Annotated in this window: 22 protein-coding genes and 1 pseudogene; 11 read left to right on the top strand and 12 right to left on the bottom strand. The window is 72.1% G+C overall.

Annotation, left to right across the window (positions count from 1 at the left end):
- The first annotated feature begins 184 nt into the window (after nt 1-184).
- Nucleotides 185-976 carry a S1 family peptidase gene (locus tag ABD355_RS00245; RefSeq protein WP_344397871.1) on the top strand — a complete coding sequence of 264 codons (792 nt, stop codon included), beginning with the start codon at nt 185-187 and terminating at the stop codon, nt 974-976.
- A gap of 120 nt (nt 977-1096) precedes the next feature.
- Here ABD355_RS00245 and dmpI read toward each other — a convergent pair whose 3' ends face one another.
- The 4 genes from dmpI to ABD355_RS00225 form a co-directional block, all read right to left on the bottom strand.
- Complete coding sequence (gene dmpI / locus ABD355_RS00240) at nt 1097-1279, bottom strand: 4-oxalocrotonate tautomerase DmpI (protein ID WP_115909963.1); 183 nt, start codon at nt 1277-1279, stop codon at nt 1097-1099.
- Between the two features lie 113 nt (nt 1280-1392).
- Nucleotides 1393-2259 (bottom strand): LysR family transcriptional regulator, encoded by an 867-nt coding sequence (locus ABD355_RS00235; protein WP_344397870.1) that lies wholly within the window; start codon nt 2257-2259, stop codon nt 1393-1395.
- Nucleotides 2260-2294: 35 nt separating this feature from the next.
- Nucleotides 2295-3512, bottom strand: a complete 1218-nt coding sequence (locus ABD355_RS00230) for a winged helix DNA-binding domain-containing protein (RefSeq protein WP_344397868.1) — start codon at nt 3510-3512, stop codon at nt 2295-2297.
- A 65-nt stretch (nt 3513-3577) separates the two neighbouring features.
- Entirely contained in the window at nt 3578-4459 is an 882-nt protein-coding gene (locus tag ABD355_RS00225) for an SDR family NAD(P)-dependent oxidoreductase (RefSeq protein WP_344397866.1), read from the bottom strand.
- Nucleotides 4460-4641: 182 nt separating this feature from the next.
- On the opposite strand from ABD355_RS00225, the gene ABD355_RS00220 reads away from it, so the two are divergent.
- The 3 genes from ABD355_RS00220 to uppS are packed head-to-tail and all read left to right on the top strand — an operon-like array spanning nt 4642 to nt 7500.
- On the top strand, nt 4642-5214 hold the full coding sequence (locus ABD355_RS00220; protein ID WP_344397864.1) for a DUF6230 family protein: 573 nt from the start codon (nt 4642-4644) through the stop codon (nt 5212-5214).
- A complete protein-coding gene (locus tag ABD355_RS00215) occupies nt 5211-5600 on the top strand; it encodes a DUF6114 domain-containing protein (protein WP_344397862.1) in 390 nt (129 codons plus the stop codon). Before ABD355_RS00220 ends, ABD355_RS00215 begins: the two co-directional genes overlap by 4 nt.
- Nucleotide 5601: 1 nt before the next feature.
- On the top strand, nt 5602-7500 hold the full coding sequence (gene uppS, locus ABD355_RS00210) for a polyprenyl diphosphate synthase (protein WP_344397860.1): 1899 nt from the start codon (nt 5602-5604) through the stop codon (nt 7498-7500).
- Here uppS and ABD355_RS00205 read toward each other — a convergent pair.
- A pseudogene (locus ABD355_RS00205) lies at nt 7462-8457 on the bottom strand (NADP-dependent oxidoreductase); the annotation flags it as partial. The gene uppS and the pseudogene ABD355_RS00205 overlap by 39 nt on opposite strands.
- Nucleotides 8458-8557: 100 nt before the next feature.
- On the opposite strand from ABD355_RS00205, the gene ABD355_RS00200 reads away from it, so the two are divergent.
- Together ABD355_RS00200 and ABD355_RS00195 are read left to right on the top strand one after the other, a co-directional pair.
- Nucleotides 8558-9490 carry a LysR family transcriptional regulator gene (locus ABD355_RS00200; RefSeq protein WP_344397858.1) on the top strand — a complete coding sequence of 311 codons (933 nt, stop codon included), beginning with the start codon at nt 8558-8560 and terminating at the stop codon, nt 9488-9490.
- Nucleotides 9491-9503: 13 nt separating this feature from the next.
- Nucleotides 9504-10376: an HTD2 family dehydratase gene (locus ABD355_RS00195; protein ID WP_344397856.1), complete on the top strand. Its 873-nt coding sequence runs from the start codon at nt 9504-9506 to the stop codon at nt 10374-10376.
- Here the strand turns inward: ABD355_RS00195 and ABD355_RS00190 are convergent.
- Entirely contained in the window at nt 10369-12462 is a 2094-nt protein-coding gene (locus ABD355_RS00190) for an alpha-galactosidase (protein ID WP_344397854.1), read from the bottom strand. The two genes, ABD355_RS00195 and ABD355_RS00190, sit on opposite strands and share 8 nt — an antisense overlap.
- A gap of 71 nt (nt 12463-12533) precedes the next feature.
- Here ABD355_RS00190 and ABD355_RS00185 point away from each other — a divergent pair, with 71 nt between their 5' ends.
- Nucleotides 12534-13208 carry a thiol:disulfide interchange protein DsbA/DsbL gene (locus ABD355_RS00185; RefSeq protein WP_344397852.1) on the top strand — a complete coding sequence of 225 codons (675 nt, stop codon included), beginning with the start codon at nt 12534-12536 and terminating at the stop codon, nt 13206-13208.
- 23 nt (nt 13209-13231) lie between these two features.
- On the opposite strand, the gene ABD355_RS00180 is transcribed toward ABD355_RS00185, so the two are convergent.
- Both ABD355_RS00180 and ABD355_RS00175 read right to left on the bottom strand, forming a co-directional pair.
- Nucleotides 13232-13894, bottom strand: coding sequence for a histidine phosphatase family protein (locus ABD355_RS00180; protein WP_344397850.1), 663 nt, complete (start codon nt 13892-13894; stop codon nt 13232-13234).
- Between the two features lie 99 nt (nt 13895-13993).
- Complete coding sequence (locus ABD355_RS00175) at nt 13994-15040, bottom strand: Glu/Leu/Phe/Val dehydrogenase dimerization domain-containing protein (protein ID WP_344397848.1); 1047 nt, start codon at nt 15038-15040, stop codon at nt 13994-13996.
- Nucleotides 15041-15119: 79 nt separating this feature from the next.
- Between ABD355_RS00175 and ABD355_RS00170 the strand changes: the two genes are divergently transcribed.
- Entirely contained in the window at nt 15120-15599 is a 480-nt protein-coding gene (locus tag ABD355_RS00170) for an Lrp/AsnC family transcriptional regulator (RefSeq protein ID WP_344397846.1), read from the top strand.
- Between the two features lie 17 nt (nt 15600-15616).
- On the opposite strand, the gene ABD355_RS00165 is transcribed toward ABD355_RS00170, so the two are convergent.
- Nucleotides 15617-16831 carry a cytochrome P450 gene (locus ABD355_RS00165; RefSeq protein WP_344397844.1) on the bottom strand — a complete coding sequence of 405 codons (1215 nt, stop codon included), beginning with the start codon at nt 16829-16831 and terminating at the stop codon, nt 15617-15619.
- Between the two features lie 252 nt (nt 16832-17083).
- On the opposite strand from ABD355_RS00165, the gene ABD355_RS00160 reads away from it, so the two are divergent.
- From ABD355_RS00160 to ABD355_RS00150, 3 genes are read left to right on the top strand one after another with little or no spacing between them, the layout of a single operon-like run.
- Nucleotides 17084-17524, top strand: coding sequence for an SRPBCC family protein (locus ABD355_RS00160; protein WP_344397842.1), 441 nt, complete (start codon nt 17084-17086; stop codon nt 17522-17524).
- Entirely contained in the window at nt 17524-18099 is a 576-nt protein-coding gene (locus ABD355_RS00155; RefSeq protein ID WP_344397840.1) for a class I SAM-dependent methyltransferase, read from the top strand. The genes ABD355_RS00160 and ABD355_RS00155 overlap by 1 nt, the downstream gene beginning before the upstream one ends.
- Before the next feature lie 58 nt (nt 18100-18157).
- Entirely contained in the window at nt 18158-19420 is a 1263-nt protein-coding gene (locus tag ABD355_RS00150) for a lanthionine synthetase LanC family protein (RefSeq protein WP_344397838.1), read from the top strand.
- 16 nt (nt 19421-19436) lie between these two features.
- On the opposite strand, the gene ABD355_RS00145 is transcribed toward ABD355_RS00150, so the two are convergent.
- The 3 genes from ABD355_RS00145 to ABD355_RS00135 form a co-directional block, all read right to left on the bottom strand.
- A complete protein-coding gene (locus ABD355_RS00145; protein WP_344397836.1) occupies nt 19437-20588 on the bottom strand; it encodes an XdhC family protein in 1152 nt (383 codons plus the stop codon).
- A 47-nt stretch (nt 20589-20635) separates the two neighbouring features.
- A complete protein-coding gene (locus tag ABD355_RS00140) occupies nt 20636-22093 on the bottom strand; it encodes an NCS2 family permease (RefSeq protein WP_344397834.1) in 1458 nt (485 codons plus the stop codon).
- Between the two features lie 230 nt (nt 22094-22323).
- Nucleotides 22324-24720, bottom strand: a complete 2397-nt coding sequence (locus ABD355_RS00135) for a xanthine dehydrogenase family protein molybdopterin-binding subunit (protein WP_344397832.1) — start codon at nt 24718-24720, stop codon at nt 22324-22326.

Below are 24720 nucleotides of genomic sequence, written 5' to 3'. Positions count from 1 at the left end.
ACCCGACCGAGGGTTTTCCCTTACACAACCCCCTAGGGGGTTCCCTCATTGGGAGCCGGGGGTTCCGCGTCCTAGCTTGAGGACGTGCCGCTCGCCCGGGCATACGGGGGTCGGTCCCGCGGCCCCCGTGCTCAACCCCCCACACCCGCGCGACCCCCACCGGCAACCCCCACTGAGGAGACTCATGTTCGGGTCCAACCGTGCCAGGAAGACCGCCGCGGTAGTCACGGCGGCCGCTGCAGCGGCCGCCACCGCACTGCTCGGCGCGTCTTCCGCGGCAGCCGCGCCCCAGCCCATCGTGGGCGGCACCACGACCACGACCACGGCCTACCCGTTCGTCATGCAGATCACCGACGCCTCGCAGAACCAGTTCTGCGGCGGCACCCTCGTCTCCGCCACCAAGGTGATCACCGCCGCTCACTGCATGGTCGGAGAGAGCGCCGGCAACGTCAGAGTCGTCGGCGGCCGCACCTATCTGAACGGCACCAACGGCACGGTCAGCAAGGTCAGCAAGATCTGGATCAACCCGGACTACACCGACGCCACCAACGGCGACGACGTGGCCGTACTGACGCTGTCGACGTCGATGCCGTACACGACAGCCTCCTACGTCTCGTCCTCGGACACGTCGGTGTACGCGGCCGGCACCACCGCCCGCATCCTCGGATGGGGCACCACCTCGGAGAACGGCAGCTCCTCCAACCAGCTGCGGACCGCGACCGTGCCGATCGTGGCCGACGCCGGCTGCAAGAGCTCCTACGGTTCTGACTTCGTGCAGACCGACATGGTTTGCGCCGGATACACATCCGGCGGCGTAGACACCTGCCAGGGCGACAGCGGCGGTCCCCTGCTCATCGGGGGCGTCCTGGCAGGGATCACTTCTTGGGGCAACGGCTGCGCGGAGGCGGGGTACCCGGGTGTCTACACCCGGCTGACCACCTTCTCCAGCCTGGTGACCGAGCAGGTCAACTCGTAGGACGAGTGCTCCAGAAGATCTCCTGAGCACCCCTCAGGTGAGAGACAAGGGGGCGTTGCGGGCTACCACGAGCAGCTCGCAGCGCCCCCTTTCCATGCCCTGCCCGTCGCGCGGGTGGCGCTACTTGTCGGCGGTGAGCCTGCCCGCCGCGCCCCAGCTGTCCGCCGGCACCTCGTGGATCCACACCTGAACGGTCTCGGCCGGGATCCGGTAGGCGTCCACGAAGGCGTCGGTGATGCGCTTGACGAGGTCCCGCTTGAGCTCGGTGTCGCGGGGACCCTGCTGGACGGTGACGATCGGCATGGCTGAACTCCCTTGAATACGCTGCCTGTTGGGGCCTGCTGCGGTCCCTTTCGGTGAGTACAGTCCATCGCGTCGGGCGCCCGCGACCAAGAATCAGACCGCGACCGCAGCGATCAGTTCTCGTGATCGCCGCAGGCCAGCAGCAGGGTGTCCAGGTGCGGGGGCGGGTCGCTGAGGGGCACGGCGAGGCCCGTGGACAGGGCGAGGCCGGGCGCGCGGAACGGTACGAAGGCGACGCGGGGGCTGTGCAGCACGCGCGCGTGGGAGGCGTACACGACGGTCCACAGCGGGCGGCTGCCGATGGTGGCGAGGGTGTCCTGGAGGGAGCCGCTCGCCGGACCGGGCCGCGGCTCGAACCCGGCCTCGTGACAGGCGCCGACGACCAGGTCGACCAGGGCGGGGTTGTTGCGGCGCTCGGTGAGGGCGAGCGGGACCTCGGCCAGTTCCTCGATGCCGATCTCCGCGCGGCCGGCCAGGGGGTGGGTGGCGGGGAGGGCGGCCACCAACGGGTCGGGCCACAGGGGCAGCACGCGTACGCCGGGCACCGGTTCGACGGCCCGTACGAAAGCGGCGTCCAACTGGCCGCCCGCGACCCGGGCCAGGCGTTCGGCCACCGGCAGCGAGAACAGTTCGACGGGCACGTCCGGCGCGCGGCGCGCGAACGCGGTGAGCACACGGTCGAGATGCGTGCCCAGGCCCGTACTGGTGCCGATCCGCAGGCCGGGCGGCGGGGCGACGGCGGCACGCGCCCGGTCGGCCGCCGCCAGCACCTCCCGCGCCTCGGGCAGCAGCCGCTCCCCCGCCGCCGTGAGCCGCACCCTGCGCGGCGTCCGGTCGAACAACTCGGCGCCCAGCTCCCGCTCCAGGCGCTGTATCTGCATGCTCACCGCGGACTGCACGATGTGCAGCCGTTCGGCCGCCCGCCCGAAGTGCAGTTCCTCGGCGACGGTCACGAAATAGGTGAGCTGCCGCAGTTCCATGGGCTCGACTCTAGAGGGGCCGGGCGGGCTGAGGCCTACGGCATCACGGTCCCGAACCGGATGTCGTACGACGTTCCCGGATGCATGGTGTCGAGCATCCGCACCGCTTCTTCCTCGAGTTCCGCGCGCTGGGCCTTGCCGAGTGTGCCGAACGGCTCGATGACGAGCGCGCCCTCCTCCAGCCTCCACACCCCCGCCAGGAAGCCGTCGACGAGGAAGGTGCAGTAGGCCTGATTGCCCACCCAGCTGCGCCCCCAGTACTCGGCCGGGACGACCCGGGTGCGGTCGGCATGGGAGAGGAGCAGGTTGTCGAACTCGGGGAGGAAACGGGGCGGCGCCGGAGTCTCCGCGTCGGGCCGCGGCGCCTCCGGCAGATCGAAGAGCTCGACGCCACTCTCGTCCCGGAATGTGACGAGCTGCGACCGAAGCCGCTCGAAGGCCTCACGCAACCGGGTCAGCCCGGCCCAGGTCTGCATGTCCTTGACGGATGCGGGCCCGAAGGCGGCGAGATAACGCAGGACGGTGGCGTCGGGGGACTGGGCGGTTTCGGCGGGCGGTGCCTCCGACGGCGGGGCGGTGGGGGCCGACGAGGCCGCGCCCCGTGCTGCCGCGCGCGGCGGAGTCGCGGCCGATGAAGTGGTGGCCGGGGGCATCGTGCGGGCGGTGGGGGCGCCCAGCCAGTGTTCCGCTGTGGTCAGGGCGACCTGGCCGCTTTTGCCCCACAGGCCACGTGGGGTGACCTGGACGAGGGGGAGTTTACAGCGGGCTGCGATGGCGAGGGCCTGGGGGTCGGCATCCGGCCACTCGGTCTGCAGGGCCTCGCGCAGTTGCTTCATGGTGCGCGGCTCGGCCTCGACGAGGTCGCGGGCGAGGGCGGCGAGCCGGTCGAGGTCCACGCCCACAAGGCCCTTGCGGAAGTTGGTGAGTTCACGGTCGCGGGCCGGCTGGACGAGCGGACGCAGGGTGAGGGCGTCGGCGGCGGTGTGGGTGTGGATGGTCGAGCGCATGGTGACGATACGGACGACCTCGCGGTCCGCCAGCAGCCCGGACAGCTCCTCGGGGGTGAAGCCGTCGAGGCGGGCGGCCAGCGCGTAGTACGGCGGCTTGACGTTCTGCGCCTGGAGACCGAGGAGATGCTCGACGGCGGCCTTGGCGGAGAGCGGGGACCGGCGCAGGAGCAGCTGCCGTTCGAGGGTCGCGCGGTTGAGCGCGCGGGTACCGAGCACGGGAGCCGTCGCTGTCGTCTTCGTCATGCCCCGCACGCTAGCCCTGCTTGCGGACACCTGCTGTCCGCAAGTCTCACGGAAGCCCCAGCGGATCATGTCGACCCCCAGTCTCGGAGTTCGGTCTCGTACGGTCCGCGAAGGGCGGCGTCCGCGTCCCGGGCGATGGCATCCGTGCCCAGCAGCGCGTCGATCATGCCGTCGGCCCACTGGGGCAGCAGGGCGGTGAGCGACAGCAGCCGTGCCGCGCGCGGTACGAACACCTGCGGGCGGGGCCGTTGAAGGACGCCGGCGACCGCGTCGGCCACCTGCTGGGGCCGGAGCGCGGGCAGAACGCGGGGGCGGATACCGGCGGCGGCAGCGGTGTGCACCATGTACGGCAGGACTGCGGTGACGTGGATGCCGTCGACGCGCAGTTCGCGGTGCAGACTCCGGGAGAGGGCCAGCACGCCGGCCTTGGTCGCGCTGTAGGCCGCGAAGCCGGGCAGTGGCTTGACGGCGAGCACGCTGGCGATGTTCACGATGTGCCCGCCCCCCTGGGGGTGCATCCGCAGCGCGGCGGCGCGGCAACCCTGCACGGTTCCGGTGAGGTTGACCTGGCAGGCATAGGCCAGCAGACCGGCTTCCTGATCGTCCAGCCGCCCCAGGGGCACGATCCCGGCGTTGTTCACCCACACATCGAGCCGCCCGAAGTGAGCCTCGGCGGCCCCGGCGAGTTGCTCCGCGGCTTCCGCACGGGCGATGTCCCCCTCCACCAGGACAGGTTCTCCGCCGAGTTCGGCCGCGGCTCGGTGCAGCCCGTGTCCGTCGACGTCGCCGAGCACGAGCCGGTAGCCGTCGCCGGCGAGCCGCCCGGCGACGGCGCGCCCCACCCCGCGTGCGGCTCCGGTGACCACAGCGACCGGTGACGGACCGTTGACGGTGCCTTCCTTGCGCGGCCTGCGCACCGGGCGCCAGTTGCCCTTACCTCCATGCACGCCCCTCCAACGATGCCGGTCCCGGTCCGTCACCTGGGGAAAGGAGGAAGGCAGCCAACTGGTGTCACAAGAAGACGAAGCCGCACCCCATGTGATGGTCCGATCAATCCGATGGGCGCCACCTGGCCGCGCCATGGTCGTTGGGGCAGGACGTGATCAGAAATGTCGATCGTCCGACCAGAATGACGGGGCGCACGAGCAAGCTCCGATTCGCCCTGGCCCTTGCGCCCTTGTCCGTCGGCGGCACCGCCCTGCTGGCGGGCAGCGCACAAGGTGCCGTAGCGGTGGCCTTCGCGGGCCAGGTACCGGTCACCGTGCACGCTGCACGGGTCTCCGGCTCCGACCTGACGGCCTCCCCTTCGGGATCCGGCCGTGGCGGGCTGTTGCCGGCACTGGCGACCCGGCTGGAACAGGCTCGGGTGGAGGACGCCTGCGTCACGTCCACCGCTCAACTGCCCCTCGTCGGAGCAGTGACGGCAGTCGTCCACATCGACCGGGCCTCCGCCACGGGGCTGACGGTGGAGGCGGGCAAGGCCACCGCGCGATCCGTGTCCGTCTCCGGCGCCGAGTTCAGCACCCCGCAGGTGTCCCTGACCCGGTCCACGGGTCTGTTCAGCGTCGGCGCGCGCAAGGTCAGCGGCCGCGAGGTCAGCACCGAGCCGCGGGCCTTCACCGCGGGGACGATCACGGCCAGTGGAGTCACCATCGACCTCCACCAGGGCGAGGGCGGCTGCGCGCGGGAGGGGCACCGGTGACCGCCGCGGTCGTCACTCAGCGATGGTCGAAGTGGCGGGAATGGCGGGGCGGCCGCCCGTTCGCCGCCGGACTGTTGCTGACTCTGGGCGGGCTGGAGATGATCTGCGTCTCCTGGAGCGGTCTGGGGTTCCTGCGGTTCACCGGCACCGCGGGCGCCGCGTCGTGGACCCTGGGCGCGTTGTTCGCCGTGGCCGGGCTGACGACCTGGCAGAACCCGCCGCTGCGCTACTTCGCCGGAGTTCTGTCCGCCGTCCTGTCCCTGGTCAGCCTGATGGCCGCCAACCTCGGCGGTCTCCTGCTCGGCTTCCTGCTCACCGCCGTGGGCAGCGCTCTGGCCCTGGCCTGGGTCCCGCAGCAGCCCGCCGCCGAGGAAGAGGAGGCGTGAGATGAGCCCCTCCGCCGTGCCGCGGGCCCGCTGGGGATCCGTCTACCGCCGCGGCGGTGTGCACGATCCCGCTCTGCGCCACGGGTACGACATGTGCCGGCGCGCCACCCGCTCCACCGGGGAGATCGAGTACGCCGTCTCGCTGTTGTTGCCCCCGCCGCTACGGCTCGCCGTCTGGGCGCTGTACGGCGCCGTAAGAGCCGTCGACGACCTGGCCGACACGGTCGGCACCGAGACCCATGGGGCTGCCGCCGGCGCGGGGCGGGTCGAGCGGCTGGAGGCATGGATCGCGGCGTTCGACGCGGACCTGCGGGAAGGCGCCGGCACCGACCCGGTCCGGCTTGCCCTGATCGACACCATGCTGACCTGGAACCTGCCGCCGGAGTTCCTGCACACCCTGTTCGAGGAACTGCGCCAGGACGTCCACGGCCGGCACTTCGCCACCTGGGGTGAATGGAGGCGCTACAACGGCCTCGTCAACACCCCGCTCGCGCTGCGGACCGGCTCGTTGCTGCTGCGCGCCGCGGGCCTGCCCGCCGAACCCGAAGCCCTGGCCGCCGCCGTACCCGGCACGGCCGCGGCCTGGCAGACGGCCGTCGACGCCGTCTACCTCACCGACGCGCTCGTCGACCTCGCCGACGACCTTGACCGTGGCCATGTTCCGCTGCCCCAGGAGGCCTTGGACGAAGCAGGCGTGCGGCGCGCGGACCTGCTGGAGCGGCGCGGCACCCCGGCCTACGAACGCATGGTGCGGGATCTGGCGGACCGGGCCCGCAACTGGTTCGACCGCACCCCCGTCCCTCCCGTGCTGCACCCGGCCGTCGGCCTCGCGCTCGGCGCCTACAGCGACCTGTACCGGCTACGGCTGGCCACCCTCGCCCGCGATCCCGTCGCGCTGCTGCACCGCAGGCCCGCCCTGCCCCGGCTCGCCCGGCTGCGGCTGCTGCCGCCCGCCCGCGCACGCGCCGCGCTGGCCTGCGGCCTGTACCCCTTCACCGTCGTGAGGGGCTCGGCGACCGCCTCCGCGCCACTGCCGCCCGGCCCGGCCCTCGGCCCGGCCGAAGGGAGCAGACCAACTGCCGCCCGGCGACAGCCGGTCACCGCTCCGGCGCCTCATCCGTCCGGCGCCCGCCCGCCCGAGGTGCCCACCCGCGCGATGCCACGCCACGTCGCGATCGTGATGGACGGCAACGGCCGCTGGGCCACCGCCCGCGGCCTGCCCCGAACCGACGGCCACCGCGCCGGCGCCGACGCTCTGATCGACGTCGTTCACGGTGCCCTGGAAATCGGCCTCGACTACCTGAGCGTGTACATGTTCTCCACCGAGAACTGGAAACGCCCAGCGGACGAACTGCACTCACTGATGTACGAGATCCCGCAGCTCCTGCGCCGGCTGCTGGACGACTGCCGCCCCCTGAACGTCCGCCTGCGTTGGGCCGGACAGCGGTCCCGGCTGCCCGCAGATGTCGTCGACACCCTCGTCGAGGCGGAGCAGACGACCCGCGACTGCGGCGGGCTGACCGTCACGGCCTGTGTGAACTACGGCGGCCGCGCCGAGATCACCGCCGCCGCGGCGCAACTCGCCCACGACGCCGCCGCCGGAAGAATCGACCCGGCCGCGGTCTCCGAGCACGCCTTCGCCCGCTATCTGCACGTCCCCGAACTACCCGACGTCGACCTGCTCCTGCGCTCGGGCGGCGAGCGGCGCACCTCCAACTTCCTGCCCTGGCAGGCCACCTACGCAGAACTGCTCTTCCTCGACACCTGCTGGCCCGACATGGACCGCCGCGACCTGTGGCGGGCGATCGAACAGTACGCGCACCGTACCCGCCGCTACGGCACCGTCCCCCGGACCCGCACCCGCCCGCACGATGATCTTGCCGGTGTTCCGGCCCCGTAGCATCCCCAGGAACGCGTCCACGATGTGCTCGAACCCGTCGACCACCGTCTCGTCCAGAGCGAGCCGGCCGCTCTGCAGATGCGGTACGGCGAACTGGTACAACTCCTCCTGCAGATCGCGGTGGTGGCTGACCAGGAACCCCTCCATACGGAGGCTCTTCTCCACCAGGTGCGCGTAGTCGAAGCGCGGTGGCGGCGCGTCGGGGGTGTTGTACTGGCTGATCGTGCCGATCCGGACGATGCGCCCGAACTCGCGCAACGCCCCTACGGCGGCGGCCAGTTGTTCGCCGCCGACGTTGTCGACGAAGACGTCGATGCCGTCCGGTGCGGCCTTGGCGAGCAGGTCGGCGGCGGGTCCGTCGTGGTAGTCGAAGACGGCGTCGTAGCCGACCTCCCGCGTGAGGTGATCGGCCTTCGCGGTCGAGCCCGCGCTGCCCACGAGCCGCCCGGCGCCGAGCAGGCGGGCGAACCGTCCGGTCGCGGTGCCGACCCCGCCCGCCGCGGCCGACACGAACAGGTCCTCGCCCTCCTTCAGCCGGGCGATCCGGGTCAGCCCCACATAGGCGGTCAGGCCGGTGCCACCGAGGATGCTCAGGTACGCCGTCAGGGGCACGCCGTCGAAGCGGGGCAGCCGCCGGATCTCCTCCGGCGTGACCACCGCGTGGGTGCGCCAGCCCTGCCGGTGGAACACGATCTCGCCCTCGGCCAGCCGGGGCGTGCGCGAGGCGACGACCCGCCCGATGGTGCGGCCCTCCAGCGGTGCGTGAAGCGCGAAGCCGCCGGACACCTCGTCCATCATCTCGCGGTGATAGGGGTCGACGGACCAGTAGAGGTTCTCCACCAGCGCGCTGCCGGGGGTGGGCTCGGGAAGCGCGGACTCCACGAAGGCGAAGTCTTCGGCGGTGGGGAAGCCGTGCGGGCGGGCGGTCTGGTGCACGGTGAGCGCGGTCTCGTTCATGAGCGGACCGTAGGGCGGGAATGCGTCCGGCGGGCAGCCGGTTGGGCTCATGCGACGGCCCGTTCCATGAGCAGTTCTCATACGTTGAGGTGAGCGCCCCGTGGCCCGCACGACCGACTCCGATCTCGCCCCGCACGAACTGCGCGTTCTGGTGGCGGTCGCGGACACCGGTGGCTTCTCGGCGGCGGCCCGGGCACTGGGTCTGACGCAGTCGGCGGTCTCCCACTCGGTGCGCGGCAGCGAGCGGAAGATCGGTGCCGTGCTCTTCGACCGCGGCCGCAGCGGCGCCCGCCCCACCCCCGCCGGAGAGAAGGCCGTGGCGCACGCCCGCCGTATCCTGCGGCTGCTGGACGTCCTGACCGCAGAGGCGCGCGGTGCGGCCCGGTCCGACGCGGCGCAGGGGCCGCTGCGGATCGCGGCCTTCCGCAGTGCGGCTCTGCATCTGCTGCCTCCGGTCCTCGAGCGGCTGCGCGCCCGGCATCCCGGGATCGAGCCGCGGGTGCGGATCGTGCGCGAGGTGGGGCGCGGCACCGCGGGTGAAGTGGCCGACGGGAAGGCCGACCTCGCCATCGCCACGCTGGGCGGTTCGGTGCCGCTGCCGCCGGGTCTGGTCGCGAGCGGGCTCTTCGAGGAGCCGTACTCCCTGGTGCACGCGGCGGGACACGCCACCCCGCGTTCGCTGCCGTTGGTCGACTGGGCCGAGAACTGCGGCTCGTACACCCGCGACTGGTGGGCCGCACAGGACTGGATCCCGAAGGCGACCGTCGAGGCCGAGGACGACGGAGCGGTGCTCTCCTTGGTGAGCGCAGGCCACGGAATGGCGATCATGCCCGCGCTCTCGCTGGCCGGAGCACCGGACACGGTCGGCATCGCCGATCTCGGCCCGGAGCGTCCGACGCGCCGGGTCGGCTATGTCACCACGGCCGAACTGGCCGGATCCGCCGTCGTGCGCGCCTGCGTGAGGGAACTGCGGGCCACGGCCGTTCCTCTGCGGCCGCCTGCGGGAATCCTGCCGACAGCCTTGCCGACCTGAGGAAATCAAGCCCATGCCCTCCTCCCCCACCTCCCTCGCCTCCTACGTCGAGTCCTGGCACCCCGAGCCGGTCACGGACGGGGACGCCCTGCCGGCCGGGCCCGCGGCGGCCCTGTCGGCGGTACTGGACCTGCCCGGACCCGCCGCCGCAGCGGGTGATCCGCTGCCTCCGCTGTGGCAGTGGCTGTACTTCCTGCACTGGCCGCCCCAGCAGTCCCTCGGCCCGGACGGGCATCTGCGCGACGCCCGCTTTCTGCCGCCCGTACCGAGCCGGCGGCGGATGTTCGCCGGCGGCCGTTGCACGATCAGCGAACCCCTGCGCCTCGGCGAACCGGCCGAGCGGATCAGCAGTCTGGCCGCGGTCGCCCCGAAGCAGGGCCGCAGCGGTGAGCTGCTGTTCGTCACCGAACGCCAGGAGTTCCGGCAGCACGGCCGTATCTGTCTGGTCGAGGAGCAGGACATCGTCTACAGGTCGGGCGCGGGCGCCGCTCCCCGGCACCCGGCCGTGCCCGACGACTCCGCCGTACCGGAGGCGGAGGGGCCGTGGCGGCTGCGGCTGCGGCCGGACGAGACGCTGCTCTTCCGGTTCAGCGCGCTCACCGCCAACGCCCACCGCATTCACTACGACACCCCTTACTGCCGTGACGTCGAGGGCTTTCCGGGCCTCGTCGTGCACGGCCCGCTGCTGGCGCTGCTGATGCTGGAACTGGTCCGCAGGAACGCCCCGAAGCGGCAGGTGCGGTCGCTGTCCTACCGGCTGCACCGTCCGGCGTTCGCGGGCGAACACCTCCTCGCCGACGGCACGCCCTCCGACGGGCGGGCCCAGCTGCACATCGCCACCCATCGCGAGGCCCGGCACGCGAGCGCCGAGGCGGCCTTCACCTGAGCCGGAGGACGACGGCCGTGTCGGGGCGGGGCAGCGAGACGGTGAGCTTTCCTTCCGCCGCGTTCCACCGCGCGGTGCCGTCGAAGGCGGCGGGGTGGAGCACGGACGGCTGGAGCTGTGCGCCGCGCAGGTGCGCGATGGTGAGCTCGCGGCTCGCGCCGTCGGCGGGGCCCCTGCGCCACACCGTGACGAACGTGGACTCCCGGCCGCGCAGCCCCTGGGCGATCCAGGCGTCGTCCCAGCCCGGCAGGCCGAGCGGCCAGAAGGGGTGCGCCTCGGCGATCTCCGGCCGGATGTCCTTGTAGACGTCGAGCGCCGAGCGTACGAGGGCGAACTGGTCGGGGTTCATACGGTCGAGGAAGCCGGAGAGGTGGATCCGGCCGAGCAGTGCCCCGGCGAGGGTGAAGGCGATCTCGTCGAGGGTGTGGTGGGGCTGCGGGTAGGCCCAGACGGCGGCCTGTTCGGGGGTGACGGCGGTGGCGGCCGCGGCGGCGATGGGCGGGTAGCGCAGCAGGTCCTGCTGGTCGCTGGTGGACTGCAGCTGGGCCACGGCAAGTTGGGCGTAGTCCATGCGCAGGCCGCCCGAGCCGCAGTTCTCCAGGACCAGGCCGGGGTGCCGGTCGAGGACGGCGGCCATCCAGTCGAGGTGGGCGCGGTGGTGCCCCAGCAGTCCGGCACCCGGGCTCTCGGCGCCGTTCTCCGTACCGGGGCCGATGTTGATGTTGTAGTCGAGCTTGAGGTAGCCGACGCCCCATGCGCCGGCCAGCCGGTCCACGACCGCGTCGAGATGGGCGCGGGCCGCGGGGTGCCGCAGATCCAGGTGGTGCCGGCCGTGTTCGGTGACGCGGATGCCGCCGCGCCGGAAGAACGCCTCGGGCGGCAGGGCGCGGGCCAAGGGGCTGCGCACGCCGACGACTTCGGGTTCCAGCCACAGCCCCGGGGTCATGCCGTGGGCCCGGACGGCGTCCAGGACCTCCTTGATGCCGCCGGGGAAGCGCCCCCGGGCGGGCTCCCATGCGCCGACGGCGTCCCACCAGCCCTGGGCGTCGTCGTCGTACCACCCCGCGTCGATGACGAAGACCTCGGCGCCGGCTGCTCCCGCCGCCTCGATGAGCGGCATGAGCTTCTCGGTGGTGGGGTCGCCCATGAGGGTGTTCATGTAGTCGTTGTAGATCACCGGGAGTGCACGGTGGTCGGGGTGGTCGCGGCGCAGAGCGCGGCGGTGGTCGGTGAGTCGGCCGAAGGCGGCGTCGAGGCCGCCCTCCTCGACCCGGACGAGGGCGGCGGACACGGTGTGGAACTCCTCGCCGGGCGCGAGGGTGTGGTGCCACTGGTGGTGGGCGTCGTCGGGGCCGAACAGGGCGACGTAGGCCGCGCCTTCCCGTTCGCCGGTCTCGAAGCGCCAGCCCGCGCTGGACTCGATCTGCCACAGCCAGGCGCCACCGTCCCGGTCGGTGAGCGCGCCGACGGGGAGATGGCGGCCCGTGGACCAACTGCCCTGCGAGGAGCGCTCGAAGCAGCCGCGCCCCTCGTGTCCGTGGGCGGACCGGCTGAGCGGGACGACCTGCTCGCGGAAGGCGGCCTTGCGCCAGCGGCATTCGGCGAGCCAGTCGTTGTCGGCCCAGTGCAGGGTCAGTCCCTCGGGGCCGCCGTCCGCGTCGGTGATGCCGCCGAGGGTCAGGGTGGTCACGCTCTCCAGCCGGAGCGGTGCGCCGCCCTCGTTGACCAGGCGCACCCGGGCCCGCAGGAAAGCGGCGCCCGCAACGGTCTCCAGGACGACGTCGGCGGCCAGTTCGGTCACCGGGTCCGCCAGCCGGATCGTCGTACGCTCGCGGTGTGCGTCCTTTGCCGTCTCGTGGCCGCGGTAGGCCAGGCGGTCGCCGATGGCCGTCTCGATGAAGCGCTCGCCCGACCACAGGCGTCCGTGGCCGGTGGCGGTGACCTCGACGAGCGGGACGAGGGCGGCCCAGTCCTGGTCGGAGGTGCCCAGTCCGACCGAGCCGGAGGCGTCCACGAAGGCGTGCAGCCCGAGTTCCGGGTGCGACCAGAGGCGGGCTCTCTCCCCTGTTGCGACGGCAGCGGTCAACGCTCTCCCCTTCCAAGGCTCTTCCAGGACGGTTCCGGGCACTCGGGCGGTCCGAACGAGGGACATTGCGTGTGTCAGCGGCGTACGCCGAGACGCAGAGCGCCAAGGTGTCCGCCATGAAGCAGAAGATCATGCGCTTGTTCGCGCTGTCGACCGTCCTGACCTGCCTGCTCGGTGCCGCCTCCGGTGAGCCGAAGGAGGGGACGGAGTACTTCCGTCTCAAGCACCCGGTCAGCGGTGTGCCCGCGCGGGAGGTCGCGGAGCTGTTCTGGTACGACTGCCCGCACTCCTACGAGCTCGAGAAGCCGCTGGAGGACTGGGCGGCGCGGCAGAGCCCCCCGGTGAAGGTGGTGCGGATCCCGGCCACCTGGGAGGACCAGCCCGACATGGTCGCCTATGCCCGCCTGTTCTACACGCTGGACCGGCTCGGCCTCGCGGAGAAGGAGGCCATCCCGGTCTTCCAGGCCGTACGGGACGAGGGCAAGGACCTCACCACCGAGCGGAACGTCGTGCGGTGGGCGGTCAGGCAGGGGCTCGACGTGGCGGCGGTACGGCACGCCTACACGTCCAAGGAGGTCGACGACGCCGTCAAGGCCGCCCCCGCACTGCGTGAGCGCTACCAGGTGAACGAGATGCCCACGGTGGTCGTGGCCGGCCGCTACCGCACCACGCCGATGCTGCTGGGCAGCGCGGCCAAGACCATCTCGGTGCTGGACCACCTCTATCGCACCGCAGCGCGTCACTGAGCAACCGCCCGGCAGGCCGGAGTTCAGCGGTAGGTGAGCAGTCGGCGGCCGTCGCCGGTGAAGTGGGCGTGGTCGTTGAAGGTGAGGAGGCTGGTCCCGGAGCCGCCCACGACGAGGGTGGTGACGGAGGCGTTCACGACGACGCGGTTCAGGGCGACCACCGAGGCGGGCGGCAGCGACAGCAGGGTGCCGCAGAGCGCGGCGAGGACGCCGCCCGAGGTGACCACGACCGCGTCTCGGCCCTGGCCGAGGGTCGTCGTCAACTCGGCCAGCGCCGCCCTCGCGCCGCCGGCGAACGCCGTCCAGCCGGTGGGGCCGGTCTCGGCGGTGTCCTCGATCCACCGCCCCAGGGCGTGGTCGAGGACCACCTGCACCGCGCGGGAGTCCGCCCGGTCGCCGGGCCCGGGGTGCTGGGGGTAGCGGGACATCAGGGCGGTGTGGTCGTACTCGTTCCAGCGCGGATCCTCGGACCAGGGCTTGTCGAAACCGGCCGCGTCGGCGAGGAGCCGGGCGGTGTCGCGCTGCCGGGTCAGCGTGCCCGAGACGACCCGCGGGTCGCGCAGGCCGCGGCGGGCCAGTTCCCGGCCGACGGCGGTGCCCTGTTCGCGGCCGAGGGCCGACAGCGCGTCGTAGTCCTGCGCGCCGAAGGAGGCCTGGCCGTGGCGGACGAGGCAGATGAGCGGCATACGGTGTTCCTGCTTCCTGCTTCCCGCACCTCGGCGGTCGGTACGGCGGATCGACGCCGACGTCGGTGTCGGCGTCGATCAAGGTAGTCGACGGGACCGTCATGCAGTCGCGGGCGGTCCCAGCCTGCGTTCGGCCAGGGCCCTGGCTTCGTGCAGCGGGGTCGTGCCGTTCGTGCGTGACCTGTCGAGCAGCAGGCGTACGGTGTCGCCGATGCCCAGTACCCGTCGTACGGCCTCTTCCTGGGTGCAGCCGTCGCATTCTCGGCCCAGGGTGAACACGACACCGCCCGCGCTCGCGACGAAGTCCGGCACCCACACGATGTTCTGTTTGGCCAGCAGGTCGGCGGTCGAGTCGGTGGTGAGCTGGTTGTTCGCCGGGCCCACCACCAGACGTACGTCGAGCCGTGCGACCGTCTCGGGGCCGAGTACGCCCCCGACCGCGGCCGGCACCAGCACGTCCGCCCGGGTGCCGGGCACCTCATGGGGTTCCAGCCAGCCGAAGCCCGCGCCCACGGCCGTCTCCCGTTTCGCCGTGTCCACGTCGGAGACCAGCACCCGTGCGCCGTCGGCCGCCAGGCCCGCGGCGATACGGCTGCCGACGGAGCCGAAGCCGCTGACGACGACGGTGCGGCCGGTGAGCGAGGAGGAGCCGAGGACGTGCTCCGCGCCGGCGCGCAGGGCGGCGAGGACTCCGGTGGCCGTGGGCGTGCTGGACGTGCCCGTGCCGCCGTGCTCCTCGGGCAGGCAGAACACGTACGGGCAGGCGCGGCGCAGCACCACCATGTCCTCGGGGGTGGTGCCCACGTCGGGGCCCGCGCGGTAGGAGCCCTCGAAGGAGGCGATGAACTCGCCCATGTCGGCCAGTGCGGCCGCGCGCAGCCCCGGGGTGAGTGCGCTGTGCTCGTCCAGGGCGATCACGCTCTTGCCGCCGCCGAAGTCCAGTCCGGATGCTGCGCACTTGAAGGTCATCGCCTCGGACAGGCGCAGCGCGTCCGCGAGGCCCTCGCGCCAACTCCCGTACCGGCGAAGGCGGCAGCCGCCGACCGCGGGGCCCAGAGCCCGGGAGTGGACCGCGATGATCAGGGGCAGCCCCGAGCGGGGCCCGCGGCGGATCGCCACCTCTTCGTGCTCGAGTGTTTGCGTCATGGCCCGGAGGTTAGGGAGATGTTCCGGGCCGTGGACGAGGTCCCGAACGAAATTCGGGATTAGACGAGGGAAGGCGATCGTGGACGAACTTGATACGGCGATCCTGCGGCAGTTGCAGGAGGATGCGCGGCAACCCAACCGGGCCATCGCACAGAAGGTCGGCATCGCGCCGTCCACCTGTCTGGAGCGGATCCGGCTGCTGCGGCAGCGCGGCGTGATCCGCGGCTATCACGCCGAGGTCGCGCTGCCGGCGCTGAACCGGAGTGTGCAGGCGATGGTGGCGGCGACCGTCCGGCCGCTGAGCCGTGAGGTGGTGGCGGAGTTCGAGCGGTCGGTGTCCCGGCTGCCCGAGGTCCTGTCCGTGTACACGATGGCGGGCAGCGACGACTTCCTGGTGCATGTCACGGCCCAGAACATCGAGCACCTGCATGCGTTCCTGCTCGACCGGTTCACCGAACGCCGTGAGATTCTGAGCTTCCGCACCATGATCATCTACCAGCATCTGACCAACCAGGTGCTGGATCCGCTGCCGCCGCCCTCCGACTCGGTCACACGCTGAGCGGACACAGCCGCGCGTCACCAGGTCAGGTGCAGGCTCTCCGGTGACCGGTGGATCATCGTCGGCCGCATGGTGACCGGGCGGTCGTCGGCCAGTCGCAGTCCCGGCAGCCTGCGGGTCAACTCCGCCAGGGTGAGGCGGAGTTGTTCGCGGGCCAGCTGGGATCCGGGGCAGCCGTGCACGCCGAGGCCGAAGGCGAGGTGGCGTTCCGGCGGGCGGGTGATGTCGAACTCGTCGGGGCGGGCATGCCGGGAGGGGTCCCGGTTGGCGGCGCCGAAGGCGACGAACAGCGTGGCGCCGGACGGGAGTTCGGTACCGGCGAGGGTGACCGGGCCGGTGGTGGTACGGCGGAACCCCTGCAAGGCCGTGTCATGGCGGGCGGCCTCCTCGACGGCCGCCGGGATCCGCTCGGGTTCGGCGCACAGCAGCTCCCACTGGCGGGGGTGCCGAAGCAGGTGCAGGACGGTCGTGCCGATGAGCGCGGTCGTCGTCAGATGCCCGGCGAGCAGCAGGTTCTGGAGATGGGCGACGAGTTCGTGCCGGTGTTCCAGGGTGAGCTCGCCCTCGCCGACGACCGATGTGACGAGCTCCGTGCACAGGTCCTCGCGGGGCGCGGCGTGCCGCTCCCGTGCGTACCGGTCGAGGATGTGCTGCATCGCCACGACATCCTCGGCCGCGGCGATCTGCTCGTCCTCCGCCAGGGGGCGGAACAGGAGCTCCTCGGCGCGATGGCCGCCGTGCACGACGGCGGGCACGTCGGCGGGGTCGAGGCCGACGATGCGGCCGATGACCTCGCCGGGAAGCTTCCCGGCGTACGCCGACATCAGCTCGACATGCCCGTCCTTCACGAACCCGTCCACCAGGGCGGCCGCGCGCTCGGCGGCGTACGGCAGTACGGCCGCGACGCGCGCCGGTGACAGCCCACGGACGATCGGCGCCCGTAACCGCTGGTGGTCCGCACCGTCGGCGGTGACGACGACGGGCCGCCCGCCGAAACCGCCGCCGAGGACGGCGAGTGCGGCGGGCCCGGGCAGCACGTCGGGAGTCAGCGCGTTCGCGGACGAGAAGTCCTCGGGCCGGCGCAGGACTTCCCGTACGTCGGCGTCCCGGGCGACCAGCCAGGCGTCGAGCTCGGCGACATGGGTCAGGCCCTCGGCGCGCCGCGCCCGTTCGTAGTGCGGGTAGGGGTCGCGCTGCAACTCGTCGAGCCTGCCGTGCAGTTCACGGTCCACGGGACACCCTCCCGGCCGACGGTGGTACGGGGTCGGGCTCATCGTGCCGTACGGGTGTGCGAGTACGGTAGAGGGCTGCCCCGCTCGGCAGATGTCTTTGCGGGTCGGATCGGAACACCGCGGACCGGCCTTCGCGGGCGGCCTGCCCGGCTGGGGTGCCCCTGGGGGCGGGGTGATCGCGCCGCTGGGCCAAGTGCGTGACGTGCGGAGGAACGGCGCGCTGAGCAGCCCGGATTCCCTACGATTCGGCACGTGGTCAACTTCCTCGTCCAACGCACGGCACCGCTCCCCCTCGACGAGGCGTGGCGGCGCCTGACCGAGTGGCCCCGGCACGGCGAAGTGGTCCCGCTGACCCGCGTCACGGTGACCACTCCCCCGCCGACGCGCGAGGGCACGGTCGTCGTGGCCCGTTCGGGACTCGGGCCGCTCGCCTTCGACGACCGGATGGAGGTCACGGTGTGGCAGCCGCCGACGGACGACGCACCCGGCCTGTGCCGGCTGGAGAAGCGGGGCCGGGTGGTGACGGGGTGGGCGGAGATCGAGGTGCGGCCGGGTCCCGGGGGTCGCAGCCGGGTGATCTGGCGGGAGGAGCTCGGGGTCCGGCTGCTGCCGGGCTTCTTCGACCCGCTCCTGCTGCGGGCGTCCCGGTACGTCTTCGGGCGGGCCGCGAACCGGCTTCTCAGGATGCCGTGATGCCCGCCGACCGCGGTCACTGGGAGCAGCACTTCGCGGCGGGCAACGGCTTCCACCGCCCCGACGCCCGCGAGATGCGCCTGCTCGGCGAGGCGCTGGGACCGCACCACGGGGCCCGGGCCCTGGACGTCGGCTGCGGACTGGGCACGTACGCCGCCGCACTCGCCGGCCTCGGCCACCGCACGCTCGCCGTCGACTGGGCCGATGCCGCGGTGGCGGCGACGCGGGACCGGTACGCGGACCTGGAGCCTCGGCTGGAGGTCGCCCGGCTGGACTTCGAGGACGCGACCGCGCGCCTGCCGCGTGCGGCCTTCGACCTGGTGACGATGCGGCTCGTCTTCGCGTTCATGGCGGACAAGGAGGCGGCCGCCGAGCGCGTGCGCGCACTGTTGGCGCCCGGCGGGGCGTGGGTGGTGACCACATCGCTGGCTCAGTGGCTGCCCGAGGACCGCCGGCGCATCGGGCTGACGGCGGCCGAGGTCGGCGGGCTCCTATGTGGCTGGAGCCGGGGGCACTGGTACGACCTGGATCCGGGCGTACTGCGCGTCTTCGTGCTGCGGGCACCGGCCGGCTGAGCCGGTGACCTGCGGTGCGGTCTGGGCGGGCGGTGCCGGTCCTGCAACAGTGGGCGCCATGAAGGAAGTTGACGGCACGGTGATGGTGGACGAGGTCGAGGAGCTCGCGGCGGACGGCCTGCGGTGGCTGCTCGCCGCGGCACGGGAGACGGAGGGCGGCGGCCTCGGCTGGACGTCCGTCCCCTCGGACGACGAGCTCGACCCGGCGTTCTACGGCGGTACGGCGGGTGTGGTGCCGGTCCTCCTGGAGGCGCGTCGGCACTTCGGTGACGACTCCTACGGCGAGACCGCCCTGCGCGCGGCCCGCGGCCTGGCCGCGGCCGTCACCGACATCGACGACGACTCCCTGTACTTCGGCCGCACCGGAATCGCCCTCGCGCTCAGCGCCGTCCACGACGAGCTCGGCGACAGCACTGCCAAAGCCGCCGTGGACCGGGCCCTGCATCTGGTGCGGTCGCGTTTCGACGGGACCCGCTGGGGTGAGCTGTTCGAGCTGATGGGCGGCAACGCGGGGATCGGGCTCGGCGCCTGGGAACTGGGCGATGCCGAGTTGGCCGTACTCGCCCTTGAGCCGTATCTGCGGACGGCCGAGAAGACCGCGGCGGGTGTGCAGTGGGCGCACCGTCCGGACCGGGAGTCACGTCTGAACCACATCTCGCACGGCGCCCTCGGCATCGTCGCCGCACTGGCCCGGGTGGGCCGCGCGGCCGGCCGCGCGGACTTCGTGGAGGCGGCGCTGGCCGGTGCCGCGAACGTCGTGTCCCGCGACGAGGCCGGCCCGGACGGCTTCCTCGTCCCGCACTCCGACCCGCTGTACCGCCCCGACGTGGTGCCGCGCATCAGTTACGGGTGGTGCCACGGCCCGGCCGGCGACGCCCAGGTCTTCCGGCTGCTGCGGGACGTCACCGCCGACCCGCTCTGGGCGTCCCTCGCCGACCGGTGCTGGCACACCGTGACCCGCTCCGGGATTCCCGAGCGGCTGCGCCCCGGCTTCTGGGACAACAACGGCCGCTGCTGCGGTACGGCCGGTGTACTCGCCCTGGCCCTGGACCGGATGGCCGAGCAGGGCGACGGCGCCGGCTTCGCCCAGGTCCTCGTCGCGGACCTCGCCGCCCGGGCGACCCGGGACGGCGACGGCACGCGCTGGTCCAACGTCGAGCACCGGGCCACTCCGAGCGCCCTCGAACCCCGCACGGGGTGGGCCATGGGCAACGCGGGCATCGTGCGGGAACTGCTGCGCTTCGTACGGCTCAGCCGCGGCGGCGACCCGGCGTACGCCGTCGGCTGGCCGGACCAACCCGCGGTGCGCCGGGCGGACTGAGGCCGTCGCGTGCCGCTCAGGCCACCGATCCGATCCGCCGCGCCGGCACGGACGCCGTGTCGCGGTGGATCGGTGTGTGTGCCCCGGTGAGCGAGACCCCGCTGCCGCCGCGCCGGTTGGCGACGATCTCGGAGGCGATGGACAGGGCCGTCTCCTCCGGGGTACGGGCACCGAGGTCCAGGCCGATCGGGGAGCGGAGACGGGCCAGCTCCAGCTCGGTGACGCCGACCCGGCGAAGGCGTTCGTTGCGGTCGAGGTGGGTGCGGCGGGAGCCCATCGCGCCGACGTAGGCCACCGGGAGGCGCAACGCCAGCTGCAGCAGCGGGATGTCGAACTTGGCGTCGTGGGTGAGGACGCAAAGGACGGTGCGGGCGTCCACGGGCGTCCGTTCAAGGTACTTGTGGGGCCACTCGACGACGATCTCGTCCGCCTCCGGGAAGCGGGCCCTCGTCGCGAAGACGGGGCGCGCGTCGCACACCGTCACGTGGTAGTTCAGGAACTTGCCGATCCGCACCAGCGCGGACGCGAAGTCGATCGCGCCGAACACGATCATCCGGGGCGGGGGTACGGAGGACTCCACCAGGACCGTGAGCGGGGCTCCGCAGCGTGAGCCCTGCTCACCGATCTCCAGGGTGCCGGTCCGCCCGGCGTCCAGGAAGGCCGCCGCCTCCCCGACCACCGTGCGGTCCAGTTCCGGGTGGGCGCCGAAGCCGCCCTCGTAGGAGCCGTCGGGGCGCACCACGAGCGCCCTGCCCTGAAGTTCGGCCGGTCCCGACACGATCCGCGCCACCGCCGCCGCCTCCCCACGGGCGGCGGCGGCCAGCGCGGACGCGACCACCGGGCGGGCGGGATCACCGGCCCGTACCGGCGTGACGAGGATGTCGATGATGCCGCCGCAGGTCAGGCCGACTGCGAAGGCGTCCTCGTCGCTGTACCCGAAGCGCTCCAGGACGGTTTCGCCGTCCGCGAGCGCCTGCTGGCACAGGTCGTACACGGCGCCCTCCACACAGCCGCCGGAGACCGAGCCGATCGCCGTGCCGTCGGCGTCCACCGCGAGGGCGGCACCCGGCTGGCGGGGTGCGCTGCCGCCGACGGCCACCACGGTGGCCACGGCGAAGTCACGTCCCTGCTCGACCCACCGGTTGAGCTCCTCGGCGATGTCCAGCATCTCTCGGTCTCCTAACGGGGTTTGGCGTGAGGGCTGTTCAAGGGCGTCTAGTGGACGCCCATCCAGCTCTGGATCGGGTTGAGGGCGAAGTACACCAGGAAGACGGCCGTCAGGCCCCACATGAACGCACCGATCTCCCGCACCTTGCCCTGGGCGAGCTTGATGGCGACGTAGGAGATGACTCCGGCCGCGACACCCGCCGTGATGGAGTACGTGAACGGCATGATCACGACGGTCAGGAAGACCGGGATGGCGGTGGCGCGGTCGGCCCAGTCCACATGGCGGGCGTTCATCATCATCATGGCGCCGATGACCACCAGGGCCGCGGCCGCGACCTCGCCGGGGACGATCGCCGTCAGCGGGGTGAAGAAGAGGCAGGCCGCGAAGAACAGGCCGGTGACGACGGAGGACAGGCCCGTACGGGCGCCCTCGCCGACGCCGGTCGCGGACTCGACGAACACGGTCTGGCCGGAAGCGCCCGCGACGCCGCCGATCGCGCCGCCCGCGCCGTCGATGAACAGCGCCTTGGACAGACCCGGCATCCGGCCCTGCTCGTCGGCCAGCTTGGCCTCGGTGCCGACGCCGATGATGGTGGCCATCGCGTCGAAGAAGCCGGCGAGCACCAGCGTGAACACGATCATGCCGACCGTCATCGCGCCGACGCTGCCCCAGCCGCCGAACTCCACCTTCCCGAAGATCGAGAAGTCCGGCATGGACACCGCGCTGCCGTGCAGTTCGGGAGCGCCGCTCGCCCACTGCTTGGGGTCGATGACGCCCAGGGCGTTGAGGAGTACGGCGACCACAGTGCCGCCGACGATGCCGATCAGGATCGCACCGGGCACGGCACGCGCCTGGAGCATGAAGATGACGAGGAGCGTGGCGGCGAACAACAGGACGGGCCAGCCCGCGAGTTCACCGGTCGGGCCCAGCGTCACCGGGGTCGCCTTGCCCTGGTGCACGAAGCCCGCCTTGACCAGGCCGATCAGGGCGACGAACAGGCCGATGCCCATGGTGATGGCGTGCTTGAGCGCGAGCGGAATCGCGTTCATGATCATCTCGCGCAGGCCGGTGACGACCAGCAGCATGATGACCACGCCGTACATCACGCACATGCCCATGGCCTGCGGCCAGGTCATGTGGGGCGCGACCTGCGAGGAGAGCACACCGGAGACGGAGAGGCCGGCGGCGAGGGCGAGCGGCACCTTGCCGAAGAAACCCATCAGCAGCGTGGTGAAGGCCGCCGCGAACGCGGTCGCGGTGATGAGGGCCTTCTGGCCGAGCGTGTCCCCCGCCACGTCCTTGCCGGACAGGATCAGGGGGTTGAGCAGGAGGATGTACGCCATCGCCATGAAGGTGGTGATGCCGCCGCGCACCTCGCGCGCAACGGTGGATCCTCGCTTGGATATGTGAAAGTACCGGTCGAGCCAGGACCTGCCGGCCGGGATACGGGTTCCTTCACCCGCATCGTCGGCGGTGGTCGACGGCTCCAGTGACTGCTGGGTCATGTGGGCCTACTCCCAAGGTTCACAGGGGCACCCGCGGCTGCCTTCGGCGCATACGGGATTTGGGAAGGTGCTACGGCCGCACGACCCGGGGGACGGCCCGAGACGAACGAACTCTCTGGTACTGACGGTGGTGCTGTGGTGCTTCAAGTGCCGCGAGCGGTGCGGTGCTTGAGTACTCCGGGCGGCGCGGCGAAGTGTGACGTTCCCGGCGCCGCCCGGAGAGACGGTGCCTACGCCGTTCCGGTGAGGTGCTCCGGACGTACCGGCGTGCGGTTGAGCTCCAGCCCGGTCGCGTTCCGGATCGCCGCGAGGACGGCCGGGGTCGAGGACAGGGTGGGTGCCTCGCCGATGCCCCGCAGCCCGTACGGGGCGTGGTCGTCGGCGAGTTCGAGCACGTCGACCGGGATGATCGGGGTGTCGAGGATGGTCGGCAGCAGATAGTCCGTGAAGGACGGGTTCCTGACCTTCGCGGTCTTGGGATCGACGATGATCTCCTCCATCACCGCGATGCCCATGCCCTGGAGGGTGCCGCCCTGGATCTGGCCGAGGACGGACAGCGGGTTGAGCGCCTTGCCGACGTCCTGCGCGCAGGCCAGCTCGATCACCTTGACCAGGCCGAGTTCGGTGTCGACCTCGACGACGGCGCGGTGCGCGGCGAAGGAGTACTGGACGTGGCCGTTGCCCTGGCCGGTGCGCAGGTCGAAGGGCTCGGTCGGGCGGTGCCGCCACTCGGCCTCGACCTCGACGGCCTCGCCTTCGAGCACGTCCACCAGGTCGGCGAGGACCTCGCCGCCGTCGGTGACGACCTTGCCGCCCTCCAGGAGCAGCTCCGCCGTCGCCCAGGCCGGGTGGTACGAGCCGAACTTGCGCCGGCCGATCTCCAGGACCTTCTCGCGCACCAGCTCGCAGGAGTTCTTGACGGCGCCACCGGTGACGTACGTCTGCCGCGAGGCGGACGTCGAACCGGCCGAACCGACCTGTGTGTCCGCCGGGTGGATGGTCACCTGCGCGACGCCCAGCTCGGTGCGGGCGATCTGCGCGTGGACGGTGACACCGCCCTGGCCGACCTCCGCCATGGCCGTGTGCACGGTGGCGACGGGCTCACCGCCGACGACCTCCATGCGGACCTTGGCGGTGGAGTAGTCGTCGAAGCCCTCGGAGAAGCCGACGTTCTTGATGCCGACCGCGTAGCCGACACCGCGCACGACGCCTTCGCCGTGGGTGGTGTTGGACAGACCGCCGGGCAGCTGTCGTACGTCGGAGCCCTCGCTGGACTCCCACTGGCGCTCCGGCGGCAGTGGCATCGCCTTGACCCGGCGCAGCAGTTCGGCGACCGGGGCCGGGGAGTCGACCGGCTGCCCGGTCGGCATGATCGTGCCCTGCTCCATCGCGTTGAGCTGACGGAACTCCACCCGGTCCATGCCCACCTTGTCGGCGAGCTTGTCCATCTGCGCCTCGTAGGCGAAGCACGCCTGGACCGCGCCGAAGCCGCGCATGGCGCCGCAGGGCGGGTTGTTGGTGTAGAGGGCGATGGCCTCGATGTCGACGTCGTCGATGACGTACGGGCCGACGGAGAGCGAGGAGGCGTTGCCGACGACGGCCGGGGAGGCGGAGGCGTAGGCGCCGCCGTCCAGGACGATCCGGCACTTCATGTGGGTGAGCTTGCCGTCCTTGGTCGCCCCGTGCTCGTAGTAGAGCTTGGCGGGGTGGCGGTGGACGTGCCCGAAGAAGGACTCGAAGCGGTTGTAGACGATCTTGACGGGCTTGCCGGTGCGCAGCGCGAGCAGACAGGCGTGGATCTGCATTGACAGGTCCTCGCGGCCGCCGAAGGCGCCGCCGACGCCGGCGAGCGTCATCCGGACCTTGTCCTCGGGCAGGCCCAGGACCGGGGCGATCTGGCGCAGGTCGGAGTGGAGCCACTGGGTGGCGATGTAGAGGTCGACGCCGCCGTCCTCGGAGGGGACCGCGAGACCGGACTCCGGGCCGAGGAAGGCCTGGTCCTGCATGCCGAAGGTGTACTCGCCGCGGACGATGAAGTCGGCCTTCTTGGCGGCCTCGTCGGCGTTGCCGCGCACGATCGGCTGGCGGTGGACGATGTTCGGGTGCGGGACGTGGCCGATGTGGTGGTCGTCGCGGTTCTCGTGGATGAGGATCGCGTCCGGTGCGGTCGCGGAGGCCTCGTCGGTGATGACCGGGAGCTCGCGGTAGTCGACCTTGATCTTGGCGGCGGCGCGGCGGGCGGTCTCCGGGTGGTCGGCGGCGACGATGGCGACCGGCTCGCCGTGGTGGCGTACCCGGCCGTGCGCGAGGACCGGGGTGTCCTGGATCTCCAGGCCGTAGTTCCTCACGTCGGTCGGCAGGTCGTCGTACGTCATGACGGCGTAGACGCCCGGGGTCTTGAGCGCCTCGCTGGTGTCGATCGAGACGATCTCGGCGTGCGCGACGGTGGAGCGCAGGATCTGGCCCCAGAGCATGTCCTCGTGCCACATGTCGGACGAGTACGCGAACTCGCCGGTGACCTTGAGGGTGCCGTCCGGGCGGAGCGTGGACTCACCGATGCCGCCCTTGGTCTTCGAACCCTGGGTGACCTTGGTGGGAGTGCCGAGGGGAGCAGCGTTGGTGGGCAT

Source organism: Streptomyces longisporus, assembly GCF_039532765.1.
Taxonomy (GTDB): domain Bacteria; phylum Actinomycetota; class Actinomycetes; order Streptomycetales; family Streptomycetaceae; genus Streptomyces; species Streptomyces longisporus.
This window is presented reverse-complemented; position numbering and strand designations above follow the sequence as displayed.